The sequence below is a fragment of the Humidisolicoccus flavus genome (genome assembly GCF_045689595.1).
GTDB lineage: Bacteria > Actinomycetota > Actinomycetes > Actinomycetales > Microbacteriaceae > Humidisolicoccus > Humidisolicoccus flavus.
The window spans coordinates 1731101-1745391 of record NZ_CP142724.1 but is presented as its reverse complement, the minus strand read 5'-3'; the positions used below and the strand labels follow the sequence as shown (position 1 = coordinate 1745391).

Annotated in this window: 16 protein-coding genes and 2 tRNA genes; 3 read left to right on the top strand and 15 right to left on the bottom strand. The window is 60.7% G+C overall.

Translation table 11 applies throughout. The features are described from left to right. Nucleotides 1-23: 23 nt before the first annotated feature. The gene (locus tag U2H20_RS08385; RefSeq protein ID WP_430591835.1) at nucleotides 24-530 is read right to left on the bottom strand and encodes a gluconokinase; all 507 of its coding nucleotides are present in this window, start codon (nucleotides 528-530) and stop codon (nucleotides 24-26) included. A 130-nt stretch (nucleotides 531-660) separates the two neighbouring features. Between U2H20_RS08385 and U2H20_RS08380 the strand changes: the two genes are divergently transcribed. After that, entirely contained in the window at nucleotides 661-1371 is a 711-nt protein-coding gene (locus tag U2H20_RS08380; protein ID WP_430591834.1) for a FadR/GntR family transcriptional regulator, read from the top strand. Nucleotides 1372-1377: 6 nt separating this feature from the next. Here the strand turns inward: U2H20_RS08380 and U2H20_RS08375 are convergent, their stop codons facing one another. From U2H20_RS08375 to U2H20_RS08365, 3 genes are read right to left on the bottom strand one after another with little or no spacing between them, the layout of a single operon-like run. Further along, entirely contained in the window at nucleotides 1378-2052 is a 675-nt protein-coding gene (locus tag U2H20_RS08375) for an anthranilate synthase component II (RefSeq protein ID WP_430591833.1), read from the bottom strand. A gap of 31 nt (nucleotides 2053-2083) precedes the next feature. Continuing rightward, entirely contained in the window at nucleotides 2084-2242 is a 159-nt protein-coding gene (locus U2H20_RS08370; protein ID WP_430591832.1) for a hypothetical protein, read from the bottom strand. Next, entirely contained in the window at nucleotides 2242-3096 is an 855-nt protein-coding gene (locus tag U2H20_RS08365; RefSeq protein ID WP_430591831.1) for a class E sortase, read from the bottom strand. Before U2H20_RS08365 ends, U2H20_RS08370 begins: the two co-directional genes overlap by 1 nt. A 92-nt stretch (nucleotides 3097-3188) precedes the next feature. On the opposite strand from U2H20_RS08365, the gene U2H20_RS08360 reads away from it, so the two are divergent. Continuing rightward, nucleotides 3189-3410, top strand: coding sequence for a cell division protein CrgA (locus U2H20_RS08360; protein ID WP_430591830.1), 222 nt, complete (start codon nucleotides 3189-3191; stop codon nucleotides 3408-3410). Nucleotides 3411-3690: 280 nt separating this feature from the next. Here the strand turns inward: U2H20_RS08360 and U2H20_RS08355 are convergent, their stop codons facing one another. Together U2H20_RS08355 and U2H20_RS08350 are read right to left on the bottom strand one after the other, a co-directional pair. Next, nucleotides 3691-4446 (bottom strand): rhomboid family intramembrane serine protease, encoded by a 756-nt coding sequence (locus U2H20_RS08355; RefSeq protein ID WP_430591829.1) that lies wholly within the window; start codon nucleotides 4444-4446, stop codon nucleotides 3691-3693. A gap of 123 nt (nucleotides 4447-4569) precedes the next feature. After that, a complete protein-coding gene (locus U2H20_RS08350) occupies nucleotides 4570-5109 on the bottom strand; it encodes a peptidylprolyl isomerase (protein WP_430591828.1) in 540 nt (179 codons plus the stop codon). A 146-nt stretch (nucleotides 5110-5255) separates the two neighbouring features. Between U2H20_RS08350 and U2H20_RS08345 the strand changes: the two genes are divergently transcribed. Then, a complete protein-coding gene (locus U2H20_RS08345; protein WP_430591827.1) occupies nucleotides 5256-5795 on the top strand; it encodes a hypothetical protein in 540 nt (179 codons plus the stop codon). 192 nt (nucleotides 5796-5987) lie between these two features. On the opposite strand, the gene U2H20_RS08340 is transcribed toward U2H20_RS08345, so the two are convergent. From U2H20_RS08340 to recF, 9 genes are all read right to left on the bottom strand, one after another. Beyond that, the gene (locus tag U2H20_RS08340) at nucleotides 5988-6419 is read right to left on the bottom strand and encodes an NUDIX hydrolase (protein ID WP_430591826.1); all 432 of its coding nucleotides are present in this window, start codon (nucleotides 6417-6419) and stop codon (nucleotides 5988-5990) included. A 9-nt stretch (nucleotides 6420-6428) separates the two neighbouring features. Then, nucleotides 6429-6896, bottom strand: coding sequence for a hypothetical protein (locus U2H20_RS08335; RefSeq protein WP_430591825.1), 468 nt, complete (start codon nucleotides 6894-6896; stop codon nucleotides 6429-6431). Between the two features lie 133 nt (nucleotides 6897-7029). Further along, nucleotides 7030-7102 (bottom strand) — tRNA-Ala (locus U2H20_RS08330). A gap of 8 nt (nucleotides 7103-7110) precedes the next feature. Beyond that, nucleotides 7111-7187 (bottom strand) — tRNA-Ile (locus U2H20_RS08325). A 96-nt stretch (nucleotides 7188-7283) separates the two neighbouring features. After that, a complete protein-coding gene (locus U2H20_RS08320; RefSeq protein ID WP_430591824.1) occupies nucleotides 7284-7694 on the bottom strand; it encodes a DUF3566 domain-containing protein in 411 nt (136 codons plus the stop codon). Beyond that, nucleotides 7694-10234 (bottom strand): DNA gyrase subunit A, encoded by a 2541-nt coding sequence (gyrA, locus tag U2H20_RS08315; RefSeq protein WP_430591823.1) that lies wholly within the window; start codon nucleotides 10232-10234, stop codon nucleotides 7694-7696. Before gyrA ends, U2H20_RS08320 begins: the two co-directional genes overlap by 1 nt. Before the next feature lie 47 nt (nucleotides 10235-10281). Then, complete coding sequence (gene gyrB / locus U2H20_RS08310; protein ID WP_430591822.1) at nucleotides 10282-12264, bottom strand: DNA topoisomerase (ATP-hydrolyzing) subunit B; 1983 nt, start codon at nucleotides 12262-12264, stop codon at nucleotides 10282-10284. 246 nt (nucleotides 12265-12510) lie between these two features. Next, nucleotides 12511-13008: a DUF721 domain-containing protein gene (locus U2H20_RS08305; RefSeq protein ID WP_430591821.1), complete on the bottom strand. Its 498-nt coding sequence runs from the start codon at nucleotides 13006-13008 to the stop codon at nucleotides 12511-12513. Beyond that, nucleotides 13001-14188 (bottom strand): DNA replication/repair protein RecF, encoded by a 1188-nt coding sequence (gene recF, locus U2H20_RS08300; protein WP_430591820.1) that lies wholly within the window; start codon nucleotides 14186-14188, stop codon nucleotides 13001-13003. Before recF ends, U2H20_RS08305 begins: the two co-directional genes overlap by 8 nt. Between the last annotated feature and the right edge of the window lie 103 nt (nucleotides 14189-14291).

Sequence of the window (14291 nt, the reverse complement as noted above, 5' to 3'; positions counted from 1 at the left end):
CGTCGCCTCCTCGTCGCTCCGGTCTACGAGCGGATCGCGGCGAGGGCGTTCTCGATGATCTCCGCCTGCGTACCCTCGACGCCAACACTGACTCCGTGTTCGTGGGGGCCGAGCGGTTCGAGTGCATCAAATTGCGAATCAATCAGCGATGCCGGCATGAAGTGGCCGTTGCGTCGCGCCATCCGCTCACGGATCATTTCGCGATCGCCAGTGAGGTGCACGTACCGCACGCTCCCCTGCGCGGCGTTCAGCCGTTCGCGGTAGACCTCGCGCAGTGCCGAACATGCGACGACCGTCGAGAGCCCCTTGGCACCCTGCTCGTCCATCCAGATCCGGATCGAGTCGAGCCACGGCATGCGGTCTTCTGAGGAGAGCGAGATTCCGGCGGACATCTTCTGCACGTTTGCTTCAGGGTGGAATTCGTCTGCTTCTGCGAATGGTCGGCCGAGCGCGTGGGCGATGCCCTGCGCGATCGTCGTCTTCCCTGCGCCGGAGACGCCCATCACGACGAGGTGCTCAACCGGCGACATACGAATCCATCCATTCTCAATTCGAAAGCAGAACGCTCCCAAAAGTATTACATAATATGTTTGCTACAGTCGTCAAGAGCGAGCATCGCCAACGGAGCTCGTCAGACACAGCAAATGCGGAAGGCTGTTGATGGTTCGGCAAACTTTGCAAGACGACCTTGTTGAGACCCTCGGGCTCCGCGTCATCGACGGCACGTACCCGGCCGAGGCCGTCCTCCGCACCGAAGACATCGAAGTCGAGTTCGACATCAGTAGAACCGTTGTACGAGAAGCGCTCAAAGTTCTGGAATCGATGGGTCTCATCAGCGCTCGACGACGAGTCGGAATCACGGTGCAGGCAGCGTCCTCATGGCACTTGTTCGACCCGCGTGTGATCAGGTGGCGACTTGCTGGCGACGGCCGCGCCGAACAGATCGCCTCGCTCACCGAACTCCGCCACGCGATCGAGCCCATCGCCGCGCGAAATGCCGCACTGAACGCAAGCGAAGCGCAACAGGCTGCGCTCCTGGAACTCGCAGAACATCTCGATCGAACCGGAGAGGCCGGTGCGCTCGGCACCTTCTTGGAGCACGACATCGCGTTCCACTCGCTTCTGCTCGAAGCCTCAGGCAACGAGATGTTCAGCGAGCTCTCCGCCGTCATTGCCGAGGTACTGACTGGGCGCACCCGTTACGACATGATGCCCGAACACCCGCTCCCCCTTGCAAGACAGATGCACTGGCTCGCAGCGAAGAGCATTGCGGAACGAAACCCGGATGCAGCGGAGGACGCGATCCGCACTCTCCTTCGCGAGGTTCGCGGGAGCGTCGCAGGTGCCGTGCGCTCGACGCCGCCGCGCTAAGCCACGTCAGGAGACCGCGCTGACCTCAGCGCTTGCTGCCGGAGGTTTTGCGAAGGTGACGAGCGGGGCGAATGACGCTGCACGCTCTGCGGCTCCAGCGAAACCGGCCTCCTCGAGCCAGTTCCCGAGCATTTGATACCCGCCTTCGGTCAACACCGACTCCGGATGGAACTGCACGCCGTACACGGGGGCGCTCTCATGGCGAAGCCCCATGATGACTCCGACACCAGCTGCGTTGACGGTTCGACTCGTCACGACGAGCGAATCGGGGACCGTGCCGTCGACGACCGCGAGCGAGTGGTAGCGAGTCGCAGTGAACGGCGAGGCGACTCCGCTGTAGAACGAGGATCCGTCGTGCTCGACCGCACTGGTTTTACCGTGCATGAGTTGCTCTGCGTGCGTGACCACACCGCCCAGCGCTTCAGCGAGGGCCTGGTGTCCGAGGCAGACTCCGAGCAGCGGCACCCGGTGTTCGATGGCCTCGTGCACGATCGCGATGCTCGCGCCGGCGTCGGCGGGCGCACCCGGGCCCGGGGAAAGCAGCACGGCATCCCAGTTGCGGATCTCGCTGGCCTCGATCTGGTTGTTGCGCACGACCGTGACGTCGGCACCGATCTGCTCGAGGTAGCCGGCGAGCGTATAAACAAAACTGTCGAAATTATCGACGACGAGGACACGCATGGCGTTTTTCTCCTTTGATGTCGAAGCGAAGCTACGACACGGTCACTTCAGGTGTCGGGAAGAACGTGAGTTGTACCCAGGGATACACGTACAGAATCAGAACCGCTGCGACTGCGGCGACGAGCGCAAGTACTACGACCAGTTTGAACCATACCGGGCCAGGGATCACCCTCCAGAGCGCTCCGTACATCAGATGCTCGTTCCTGCTGCGACGTCTTCAGCGAATTCCGCGGGCTGACCAGTGCTGCTCCAACCGACGAACACCGCGTATGAGATCAATCGGCCGACCGAGGACCATTCCGGATTGCAGGTCGTCAATGTCAAGAGGCGATCACCCGCTGCGGCCTCGGGCAACTGCGGAACCGGGGCAACCACGCCGACCTCACTCGGTTCGACATATTCGGAGTTCCGGAATTCGTAGACCATCCACGCGTCATCGACCTGCACATAGATGCGGTCGCCGATAGCGAGGTGGTTCAGGTTCGTGAACGGTCCCCCGAGCCCGTTGCGGTGCCCTGCAACGGCGAAGTTTCCGATGTCGCCGGGCATCACGGATTCCGCGTAGTGGGCGAGGCCGAGGGAGGGTGAATCGAGCACGAAACGGCTCGTCCCCTCGCCGACCACTCGACCTTCATCACCCCAGAGCGCCGGAATGTACATGACGGCGACTTGCTCACGTTCGGCAGGTCGCTCGCTGATGGGCGGAGCGTCGGTTCGAAGTGGTTCGCTCGCGACACCCGAGCTCGCGTACCCGGATGCTGCCGAGGCAGCGCTTTGCGCTTGCTGGGTCCCGAACACCGTGTCGGCGAGCGTGACCTGCCAGCCAACGAAACCGAAAACGAGAATGCCGGCGGTCATGAATATCTCGCCGAACACCGATCCGACGGTCACCCGGGCCCGACGCCTCGCTCGCCTCTTGCGCGGCTCGCGCGGTGCAACAGCCTCGTCACTCACCGGGTCGGCATCGGAAGCAGCAGGAGCGGAGGAGGTAGGTCCGTGCCGTCCGACACGCGATGCGGCGTGGCGGCCCGACTCGAATGACATGGCTCTGATTCTACGCATCGGCAGTTTCCGTGTCAGCCCGGGTTCTGCCCAGTGTGGGCGTAAGGCGGGGGCCTGGGTTAGAATCAGGTCTTATGGCACGAATTGAATCCTCCGCTTCGGCATCGAGCGACAAGAAGAACCCTGCATGGTTCAAACCAGTCATGTTTGGTTTCATGATTTTCGGATTCTTGTGGGTGATCGTCTACTACATCTCGGGCACCGTCTACCCCGTTGCGACGCTCGGCTCGTGGAACATCGTCATTGGCTTCGGAATCATGTTCATCGGATTCCTTATGACAACTCGCTGGCGATAAGCGCAGTTGATCATCGACGAGTCACCTTCGGGTGGCTCGTCTTTTTTTGTGCTGGCGCAATACAGCGTTGTCCGTGGTGAACAGTCCGAAATACACGGCGGATCAGCGCCTCGGAGACCGACAACGCACCGCGAATTTCGAGCGAATTACACTGCTGTAGTTTGTCCACACCTGTTGACAAAGCTGTGGACAACTATCGAATTACACGCCTGTTATTTGTCCACAGGTGTTGACAACTCTGTGGAGAGTGGATGCCCGGGCGTGTCGGCCCGAAGTGGGATTACAAAAGCCTGGAGATACCGAAGGCGAACGCGGCGGCAGTGACAAGCGCACCGAGCCCGATCGAGCCCCAGATCACGGCGGTCGGCTTGGTTCCCGCGCGTACCGCGCGTTTCTCACGGCGCCCCACGATGAACCCGATCAGAACTCCGACGACGAGTCCACCGACGTGTGCTTGCCAGGAAACGTTGGCGATCGTGAAGCCGATGACGAGGTTCAGTCCGACAATGATGAGCAGCTGGGGATCGATCCGTCCGAATGACCCTTGCAGGCCGAGATACAAACCGAAGAGTCCGAAGATTGCGCCGCTTGCTCCGATGACGAAGCTCGTCGGAGCCAAGATGGTCACGGCCGCGGAGCCTGCTGCCGCGAGCACGAGGTAGCTCACGAGGAACGGAATCCTGCCGAGCCGCTCTTCAAGCGCCGGACCGAGCAAATAGAGCGCGTACATGTTGAAGAGGAAGTGGATGATGCCGCCGTGCAAGAGCGCGGCGGTCACAATGCGCCAGGGCTCGAGGAGCACGAGTGGTGTGAAGTACCCGAGTGCGTTCGTCACCGGCCCGTACGCAAAAATCTGCAGCACGCCGACAACCGTGGTCAAGGCGATGATCGAGAGGGTGACGGCGCTCGGGCGCCCGAGAAAGCGGCGCAGCCAGAGGGGCGCTGTGGAGCGGCCCTGGGCTTTGCGGGTTTCACGGTGCCGAATTTTTTGAGATGCGCTCGCTTCGCGAATGCACTCTGGGCATTGTGCGCCCACTGGGGTCTGCGTCTGGCAGGACGGACAGATCGTCCGACCGCAACGCTGGCAGAGTACCCAACTCTGGCGGTCCGGATGGCGGTAACACACGCCAGAGTTGGGTGAACTCACTACTTGCCTGCCTTAGACCTGTTCGACGGAGACCGACTCGATGACGACGTCCTCGAGGGGCTTGTCGTTGAAGCCGGTGTCGACGGCCTGGATCTTGTCGACGACTGCGCGCGACTCAGCGTCGGTGACGAAACCGAAGATCGAGTGCTTGCCCTGCAGCCAAGGCGTCGGCACGGTCGTGACGAAGAACTGTGAACCGTTCGTTCCGCGACCGCCCTGAATTCCGGCGTTCGCCATTGCGAGCACATACGGCTCGTTGAAGGTGAGTTCCGGGTGGATCTCGTCGTCGAACTGGTAGCCGGGGCCACCGATTCCCTGACCGAGTGGGTCGCCGCCCTGAATCATGAATTCAGGAATGATGCGGTGGAAGATCGTGCCGTCGTAGAGCGGGGTGGTGCTCGTAACGCCCGTCTCCGGGTGAGTCCACTCGCGTGCGCCGGTGGCGAGTTCTACAAAGTTTGCCACCGTCTTCGGAGCGTGATCTCCGAGCAGGTCAACTTTGATGGTTCCGAGGTTGGTCTGGATGGTCGCTACTGCGGTGTGATGAGCCATACATGAATCATTCCACGCCAGCTCGGAGGTGTCAGGCTGGAACCGGGCGCGTTCGACCACAGCGAAAATAACTGTCTTCTACTGTGCACTCAGGAAAAACCTGCAAGTATTACTTCAGTTGTAACCCATCGGGGAAGGACGCAAAAATGTCACTTGCACTTACGCGGAAGCGCGAACGTGAGATCAAGAAGCTTCGGAAGCAGGCAGAAAAGCTCTGGTCTGTGCAGCGCGAAGTTGGAGAAAAGGCAGGCTCTCTCGCCCGCCAGGCAAGTGCTCAGGCTCGTGCATACGGCTCAGAGTCGCTCGCTCCCACCGTCCGCGATTTCGCTGAATCCGGCGTCAACCGCGGTCGTAACGTTTTGCACGGGGCAACCCGTGGCTGGAACTCGAAGGTGCTCCCTGCAGTTGCTGGTGGGCTCGGTTCGTTTGCCGCATACGCGCAGATTGCAAAGGACCAGCGCGTCAAGGACGCGATCAAGAACGTGCAGAAGTACGGCCGCGTTCCTGAGGTCAAAGCTGCAAAGTCGGGCCCAGGCCCAGTGCAGTGGATCCTGATCGGCGTCGGCGCAGTTGCTGTCGCAGGTGCGGCGTACGCAGCGTGGCAGACCCTTCGTGCAGACGATGACCTCTGGATCCCAGACTCCGACGAGGTCGAAGCACCGCGGGGTGAAGACCCAGCGGTCTAGACAGACTCCGCAGCCGTCATGGTTGCATGAGGCGGGTTCGCCTCGCGAAGAAAGCCCCCTCCACATGGAGGGGGCTTTCTTCGTTCTCTTGAAGTTGAGCATCGTCGGGCCTTCGGCGTTGCGGCGTGACCTCAGGCGTTGCGGCGTGACCTCGAATCGCGCACTCCGCGATCACGCGAGGGCCACGCGTTCTCAGCGGGTCTCGCCGCTATCCGCGCTCAAATCGAGCGCCCATTCGAGCCCGAGATCGATCGAAGCAGCTCGTGGGCGAGGAAGCTCGTCGAGCGCAAACCACGCAGCACGGTCTGTAGAGCCGCTGTGCTCGAAGACGAGCTCGCCCGCAACAATCCGTGCGGTGAAGATGATCCTGATCGCGTGAAGGGGCGTTTCCTCGCCGTTTCGAGGATCAAGCACCTGGGAATCCACTCCGAGCGTGTCTGTGATCTCCACTGTGAAGCCGGTTTCCTCGAACACTTCACGGATCGCAGCGTCTTCCGGGTGCTCGCCCGGGTCGATTCCGCCACCGGGCAGGGTCCAGGCTTCCCAGTTCTCGACAACCGTGTGCGAGAGCAGGATCTGCTCGTCATCAACGATGACGGCGTACGCCGCGATTCGAGTGCGCATCTGTTCAGGCTAACGCGTGGCGTCGTCGGCGCGTCGGCGGAGAATCGTCGAAGCCGCCAGAGAAAGAAAGAGCGCGATCCAGATCTGGAACGTCGAGGTGAACGAGAAGAGCAAGGCAATGGCGATGAAGTTCGTCGGGTTCCCGCCGTTCATCGCGATCGTGAGCACCGCTGCGGCGGTGCCCGCGACGACATAAGCGACCGGTGGGACGAAGACTGCGAGCGTTGATCCACGCCGGCTCTCGACACCGACCTTCCAGAGGATCACACCGAGCGTGATTCCGAAGGCGAATGCAGCGACTGTCCAACTCGGATCAGCGAAGCCCGGGAAAATGATGGTCGGCTCGAAGCCGCCTTCCGGGTACAGCACGAGCGCGAGGCCCGCGGCCAGTGCGTAGAGCGCAACCGTTGCAGCGGAGGCAAGGAGCAGCACGAGTCTGCCGCGACCCGCGAAGGCGTGGCGCTTGACCTCCGACATGAGCTGCCCTTCTTGTTTCGACGAATGTCTGACGACGATCGAACCAGTCGCACCGCCCGCGGTGCGGACCTGATGCGATGTTCCCGAGAAACAGGGAAAACAAAAGGAGCCCGGCGAACCGGGCTCCTGATTGTGGAGACGAGGAGAATCGAACTCCTGACATCCTGCTTGCAAAGCAGGCGCTCTACCAACTGAGCTACGTCCCCTGGTGTGCTGGTGGGGCTACCAGGACTTGAACCTGGGACCTCTTCGTTATCAGCGAAGCGCTCTAACCGCCTGAGCTATAGCCCCTGGCACAAGCAAAAACACTACCAGATAAACCAACACTGTTTTACCACTTGCAAGCTTTGCAACCCGAAGAAGGAAAACTTGCAAGTGGTAACTACCTTACTGGTTTGTGAAGCCAACCAAAAGTCCGCCGGTGAAGCGCACGGAAAGGTTGTACAGGACGGCGAAGATCGCACCGAGCACCGTGATGACCACGAGGTTCAATACGGCCAGCACGGCAGCGAACAGCATCGCCTGAGGCAGGGAGGCGAACGCCATGACACTGAAGTCTCCACCGAGCACGTCTTGCAGGACGTTGTCGAGGCTGTCGAAGAGGCCGACGACATTGAGCAACGACCACATCAGGAACACGACGACGATCAGGATGATGCCGGAAACGACACCCACGATCGCAGCGATCTTCAACGACGACCAGAAGTCGACGTGGACGAGCTTCAGTCGAACCTGCTTCGCAGCACCTCGCCGAGACGAAGGTGTCTTTCGCTGCAATTTCTCGCTGACGCTTGTCATCAGGCTTCCTCTCCGGCCGGGGCTGATTCGGCTGTCTCTGCGGGTTCTTCCGCGTTCTCAACAGACAGCGTACGCTCCCCGTTTCGTGCAACCGAAATGATTCGGTCCTTCGGGTCGCTGAAACTCGCGAATTTCACTCCCATGGTGGATCGAGCGCTCGGTCGGATCTCTCCGATCGGCGAACGCACGACCTTGCCGCTCTCGAGCACGACGAGCAGCTCGTCGGTTTCCTCAACGATTGCGACACCCGCGAGCGAACCACGTGCATCACTGAACTTGGCGACCGCCATGCCCTTCGTGTTTCGGCCCTTCTGGCGCCATCCGGAAATCGCAGAACGCTTCGCGAAACCACCGTCGGTGATCGTCACCACGAAGGTTGCTTCACGGTCCTGGTCGGCCGCAATCACATTTGCCGCGAGGAGGACGTCGTCATCCTGCAGCGCGATTGCCTTCACACCCGCAGATGCGCGGCCCATTGGTCGGAGGTTCTCGTTGTTCGCACTGAAGCGAATCGACTGACCGCGCTTTGAGACGACGAAGAGCTCGTCGGCTGAATCAGCGAGCATTGCCGAGACGACCTCGTCACCCTCGTTGAGGTTGATGGCGATGATCCCGCCCGTGCGGTTCGTGTCGTACGCACTCAAGACCGTCTTCTTGACCAGTCCCTCACGGGTCGCGAGCACCAGGTACTCGGAGGTCGCGTAGTCACGGATGTCGAGCACCTGTGCGACGTCCTCGTCCGGTTGCAGCGCGAGCAGGTTCGCAACGTGCTGGCCCTTCGAGTCTCGGCCGGCCTCTTGCACTTCGTAGGCCTTCGCCCGGTAAACACGGCCCTTCGTGGTGAAGAACAGCAACCAGTGGTGCGTCGTTGTGACGAAGAAGTGCTCGACGACATCGTCTGCGCGAAGCTGTGCGCCCTTGACTCCCTTGCCGCCGCGGTGCTGCGAGCGGTAATTGTCGATGCGCGTGCGCTTGATGTAGCCGCCGCGGGTGAGGGAAACCACCATCTCCTCTTCAGGGATCAGGTCTTCCATGCTCATGTCTCCGCCGTAGCCGAGCATGATCTCGCTGCGTCGATCGTCACCGAACTTCTCGACGATGCCGTCGAGTTCTTCCATGATGATCTGACGCTGACGCGACGGCGTGGTGAGGATCACGTTGTATTCCGCGATCATCTTCTCGAGCTCGTCAGCCTCGTCTTGAATCTTCTGATGCTCGAGTGCTGCGAGGCGACGCAACTGCAGTTCGAGAATCGCGCGTGATTGCAATTCATCGATCTTCAGGAGGTCCATGAGCCCATCGCGGGCTTCCTCGGTGGTGGCACTGCGACGGATCAACGCGATGACCTCGTCGAGGGCGTCCAGCGCGAGAAGGTACGCGCGCAGAATATGCATGCGCTCTTCTGCCTTGCGAAGGCGGAACTGGGTCCGGCGAACGATGACATCGATCTGGTGGTCAACCCAGTTCGAGATGAACCCGTCGATCGCGAGTGTGCGTGGCACACCGTCGACGATCGCGAGCATGTTCGCGCCGAAGTTCTCCTGCAGCTGCGTGTGCTTGTAGAGGTTGTTCAGCACGACCTTCGCAACCGCGTCGCGCTTCAGCTTGATGATGAGTCGCTGACCCGTGCGACCAGAGGTTGCGTCTTCAATATCAGCGATACCCGAAAGACGACCCTCCTTCACCAGGTCGGCGATCTTCATCGCGAGGTTGTCCGGGTTGACCTGGTACGGCAGCTCGGTGATGACGAGGCAGGTGCGTCCCTGGATCTCCTCGACCTTGACCACTGCGCGCATCGTGATTGAGCCACGGCCCGTACGGTACGCGTCTTCAATGCCCTTGGTGCCGAGAATCTGCGCACCGGTCGGGAAGTCTGGCCCCTTGATGCGCTGCAGGAGTGCTTCGAGGAGTTCCGATTGCGTGGCGTCTGGGTTCTCGAGGTACCACTTCGCGCCCGCGGCAACCTCACGCAGGTTGTGCGGAGGAATGTTGGTCGCCATTCCGACCGCGATTCCGACCGAGCCGTTGACCAGCAGGTTCGGAAACCGGGCCGGGAGCACGATGGGCTCCTGCGTGCGACCGTCGTAGTTGTCCTGGAAGTCGACCGTATCTTCTTCGATGTCGCGCACCATCTCGAGCGCCATCGGGTGCATCTTGGTCTCGGTGTACCGAGGTGCAGCGGCCTCGTCGTTTCCGGCAGAGCCGAAGTTTCCTTGACCGAGAGCAAGCGGGTACCGCATGCTCCACGGCTGCACGAGTCGAACGAGCGCATCGTAAATCGGTGAGTCACCGTGCGGGTGGTACTGACCCATGACTTCACCGACGACACGAGCACACTTCGAGAATGCCTTGTCAGGGCGGAATCCCCCGTCGTACATTGCGTAGAGCACACGTCGGTGGACGGGCTTCAAGCCATCACGAACGTCGGGCAGGGCGCGCCCGACGATGACGCTCATTGCGTAGTCGAGGTACGAACGCTGCATTTCTGCTTGCAGATCGACCTGTTCGATGCGATCAGTAGGGGGAGTGATGTCAGTCATATTTGCTTCCGTGTCGCTGTGCTCGAGATCTCAATTCGCCGAAGCGCTTAGATGTCGAGGAACCGGACGTCCTTTGCGTTCTTCTGAATAAACGAGCGACGTGATTCGACGTCTTCTCCCATGAGCGTTGAGAACACCGCGTCGGCGTCTGCTGCATCGTCGAGTGTGATCTGTCGCAGGGTGCGGGTGTCAGGGTCCATCGTGGTTTCCCACAGTTCCTTGTAGTCCATCTCGCCGAGACCCTTGTAGCGCTGGATTCCGTTTTCCTTTGGAATGCGCTTTCCCTTGGTGAGACCGTCTGCGATCATCGCGTCGCGTTCGCGATCCGAGTAGGAATACTCGTGCTCCGAGTTGCTCCATTTGATCTTGTAGAGCGGCGGCTGCGCGAGGTAGACGAATCCCCGGTCGATCAGCGGTCGCATGTAGCGGAACAGCAACGTGAGTAGCAGCGTCGTGATGTGCTGGCCATCGACGTCAGCATCTGCCATGAGCACGATCTTGTGGTACCGAGCTTTTTCGGCGTCGAACTCTTCACCGAGACCAGCACCGAAGGCAGTGATCATCGACTGGATTTCAGCGTTCCCGAGCGCACGGTCGAGACGAGCCTTCTCCACGTTCAGGACCTTGCCTCGCAGCGGCAAGATCGCTTGCGTGTGCGGGTTTCGACCCTGCACAGCGGAACCGCCTGCGGAGTTTCCCTCGACCAGGAAGATTTCACTTTCGGACGGGATCTTCGACTGGCAGTCTTTGAGTTTTCCGGGCATTCCACTCGACTCGAGTAGGCCCTTTCGCCGCGTCTGCTCGCGCGCCTTGCGGGCAGCGATGCGCGCGTGTGCCGCGCCGATCGCCTTCCGGACGATCTCTTTGGCGTTCGAGGGGTTGCGCTCGAACCAGTCGCTCAGTTGCTCGCCGACGACCCGCTGCACGAAGGACTTCGCTTCGGTGTTCCCGAGTTTGGTCTTCGTCTGGCCTTCGAACTGTGGCTCACCGAGCTTGACCGAGATGATCGCGGTCAGGCCCTCACGGACGTCATCGCCAGAGAGGTTCTCGTCTTTTTCTTTGAGCTGGTTGGTCTGTCGCGCGTACTTGTTGACCAGAGTGGTCAGTGCGGCGCGGAAGCCTTCTTCGTGCGTTCCACCCTCATGCGTGTTGATGGTGTTTGCATAGGTGAAGACGCCCTCTTGGTAGCCGTTGGTCCACTGCATTGCCAACTCGGCCGAGATCATGCGGGTCTTGTCTTCAGATTCGAAGTGAATGATCTCGTCGTGAACGACTTCAGCCTTCTTCAAGGAGTTCAAGTACTCGACGTAATCACGCAGTCCGTTCTCGTAGAAGTACGACTCGGAGCGAACGGGCGCTTCTTCGCCCTCTTCGACCGCGACCTCGGATGGTCGCTCGTCGGTGATCGTGATGCGCAGCCCCTTGTTCAAGAAGGCCATCTGCTGGAAGCGCTTGCTCAGCGTCGTGTAGTCGAAGTCGATGGACTCGAAGATCTCGGCCGAGGGGTAGAACGTGATCGTCGTTCCGGTCTCATTTGTTGCCTCGCCCTTTTCGAGTGGCGCATCCGGCTCACCGATCGTGAAGCTCTGGCGCCAGACGAAGCCTTGACGACGGACCGCGACATGCAGGGTACTCGACAGTGCGTTCACGACCGAGGATCCGACACCGTGGAGACCACCGGAGACGGCGTAGCCGCCGCCACCGAACTTTCCTCCGGCGTGAAGGATCGTCAGAACAACCTCAACGGTCGACTTCCGAGGGTCGGAGGAGTGCGGGTCGACCGGAATTCCGCGACCGTTGTCGATCACGCGAACACCGCCGTCGGCGAGGATCGTGACGTCGATCGTGTCGCAATAACCGGCGAGTGCCTCGTCTACTGAGTTGTCAACGATCTCGTACACCAAGTGGTGCAAACCGCGCGGGCCCGTGGAGCCGATGTACATACCCGGACGCTTACGAACCGCCTCGAGACCTTCAAGAATCTGAATTTCGTCTGCGCCGTATACATCGCGCGTCTGATCGTCTGTCATGTAGTGCCTTCGGCTCCTGTCGTGCCTTGCGACGAGCCTCAAAAAAGGCTCATAGTCGAACGCCCAATTCTATCAGTGATCGGCTCAAACCGGGCATCAAAAGGGCTATCTCAGCCGCTTAGATCGCGCGATCCACCCGAAATGTCTTTGTGAATCGCTCTCGCGCCAGGAAACCGCCACAGAATGCGGTTGATTACCGTTCTGACTCATTGGACGATCCTCGCTTTGGCAGGGGTCGCGCGGGAACTATCCCCAGGTATCTCTCGGGCCTCGTCCCCGAACCGATCTGATGCCGCGCTGGAAGTTCGGAACGTCCGGTCCGATGAAGCGCACCGATTCGATGTGCGCATCTGGGAACAGTTCGATGAGTCGAGTGGTGACCTGCCCCCGCATGAGCCGCAACTGCTGGGCCCACGAGGTTGACGAGCACTGCACGAGCAGCACATGATCCTCGATCCCAATCGGTGTCGTCCGCCGCGAGGTCTCTTCGCCGACGATCTCCGGCCATCTCGCAACGACCGCCCCTTCGGCCAATTGGTCGGTCCATCCCGCCGACTCGGCGAATCCGTCAACCACAGCTGCGATCCGCAGAGGGTCACGGCCTGGAGAAAACGGGACGTTGCCGTCGACTGCCCGCTTCGCACGGCGCCGACCGTCACGACTCGCGAGTGCCGGATCTCCGAACTTGCCGCGGAAACGCGCCCAAACGCGTTCGGGTTCCGAGCGTTCGTCGCGCTTAGTCATCGTCGGACTCCGCGCGCTCTGTGACCTCGTCTACGGAAGATTGACCAGAACCTGCGGTGTGCTCTTTCTCGATTGGAGAGTCAGTGGCGGCAACATCGACGACCGTCCCACGTTCAATTCGAATCGGTTGAGCGCGGAGCACAGAAGGAACGTCGTCTTCAACGGCCGCAGTAATGATGACCTGCTCGTATCCGATCACGCTCTCGGCAAGCCGCTCGCGACGACGAGCGTCGAGCTCGGCGAAGACATCGTCGAGAATGACGACCGGATCGCCGGTCGTTTCGCCGCGGAGCAACTCGGCGCTGCCGAGTTTGAGTGCGAGGGCGAACGACCAGGATTCTCCGTGACTCGCGTAATGACGAGCGAGGAGTCCGTTGAGTTCAAGGCCGAGGTCGTCTCTATGAGGCCCGATCAGGGTCGTCCCTCGATCGAGTTCGTCCTGACGGCGGGCGACGAGGAGTTCCTCGAACGCCGAGAACTCTTCCGGAACGGTCGATTCATAATGCAGCGCGGTCGAATGCTCGTCGCCGGCGACATTGCGGTACGCGGTAGCCACGTGCGGAGCGATCGCGGTGACCAGCGCCCTTCGGGCTTGAACGATCTCGAACCCCAATTGAGCAAGACGTTGGTCCCAAACGTCGAGTGTTGCAAGCTCGCTCGGCGGAATCCGGGACGCGCGAGCGGACTTCAACAGGGAGTTTCTCTGGCGCACGACTTTGTCATAGTCGGCGAGCACCGAGGTGAACCGTGGCGTCGCTGCCACCAGGATGTCGTCGAGAAATCTCCGGCGACCGGTCGGTTCTGCTCGCACGATCGCAAGATCTTCCGGACTGAAGAGCACCGTCTTGAGATATCGAGGCAGGTCGCGGAATCGGACCGCCTGCGTATTGACCTGTGCTCTGTTCGGCGAACTCCGGTTGAGTTGGACGTCGACATCGATCGAACGCTCGCCGCCCATCAGCGTTGAGCGGATGATCGCAGTCTCTTCGCCGGCCCGGATCATCGGTTGGTGCCCGGGGACGCGATGGCTTCCTCCCGTGCTCAGACAAACGACCGCTTCGGCGAGGTTGGTCTTCCCCATGCCGTTTCGTCCGACCAGGAGCGTCGGACCAGCCGGAAACTCGACCGTGGCTCGGTGATAGTTGCGAAAATCAGTGAGTTCGAGGCGATTGACTCGCATCAGTCACCCCCTGAGATGTCGGCGGACTCGAACGATTCTGTCGAACGCTCAAGCCCTGAGAAGAGAACGGCTCACTACAACCAGTCAGCGACCAACAGCGCTT

What these genes read in the sequence shown, in the direction of transcription:
- U2H20_RS08320 (WP_430591824.1), bottom strand. Translation starts at nt 7,694, where the DNA reads ATGACAAGCGTCAGCGAGAAATTGCAGCGAAAGACACCTTCGTCTCGG.
- recF (WP_430591820.1), bottom strand. Translation starts at nt 14,188, where the DNA reads ATGCGAGTCAATCGCCTCGAACTCACTGATTTTCGCAACTATCACCGA.
- U2H20_RS08350 (WP_430591828.1), bottom strand. Translation starts at nt 5,109, where the DNA reads ATGGCTCATCACACCGCAGTAGCGACCATCCAGACCAACCTCGGAACC.
- U2H20_RS08385 (WP_430591835.1), bottom strand. Translation starts at nt 530, where the DNA reads ATGTCGCCGGTTGAGCACCTCGTCGTGATGGGCGTCTCCGGCGCAGGG.
- U2H20_RS08340 (WP_430591826.1), bottom strand. Translation starts at nt 6,419, where the DNA reads ATGCGCACTCGAATCGCGGCGTACGCCGTCATCGTTGATGACGAGCAG.
- gyrA (WP_430591823.1), bottom strand. Translation starts at nt 10,234, where the DNA reads ATGACTGACATCACTCCCCCTACTGATCGCATCGAACAGGTCGATCTG.
- U2H20_RS08360 (WP_430591830.1), top strand. Translation starts at nt 3,189, where the DNA reads ATGGCACGAATTGAATCCTCCGCTTCGGCATCGAGCGACAAGAAGAAC.
- U2H20_RS08345 (WP_430591827.1), top strand. Translation starts at nt 5,256, where the DNA reads ATGTCACTTGCACTTACGCGGAAGCGCGAACGTGAGATCAAGAAGCTT.
- U2H20_RS08370 (WP_430591832.1), bottom strand. Translation starts at nt 2,242, where the DNA reads ATGTACGGAGCGCTCTGGAGGGTGATCCCTGGCCCGGTATGGTTCAAA.
- U2H20_RS08365 (WP_430591831.1), bottom strand. Translation starts at nt 3,096, where the DNA reads ATGTCATTCGAGTCGGGCCGCCACGCCGCATCGCGTGTCGGACGGCAC.
- U2H20_RS08335 (WP_430591825.1), bottom strand. Translation starts at nt 6,896, where the DNA reads ATGTCGGAGGTCAAGCGCCACGCCTTCGCGGGTCGCGGCAGACTCGTG.
- U2H20_RS08305 (WP_430591821.1), bottom strand. Translation starts at nt 13,008, where the DNA reads ATGACTAAGCGCGACGAACGCTCGGAACCCGAACGCGTTTGGGCGCGT.
- gyrB (WP_430591822.1), bottom strand. Translation starts at nt 12,264, where the DNA reads ATGACAGACGATCAGACGCGCGATGTATACGGCGCAGACGAAATTCAG.
- U2H20_RS08380 (WP_430591834.1), top strand. Translation starts at nt 661, where the DNA reads ATGGTTCGGCAAACTTTGCAAGACGACCTTGTTGAGACCCTCGGGCTC.
- U2H20_RS08375 (WP_430591833.1), bottom strand. Translation starts at nt 2,052, where the DNA reads ATGCGTGTCCTCGTCGTCGATAATTTCGACAGTTTTGTTTATACGCTC.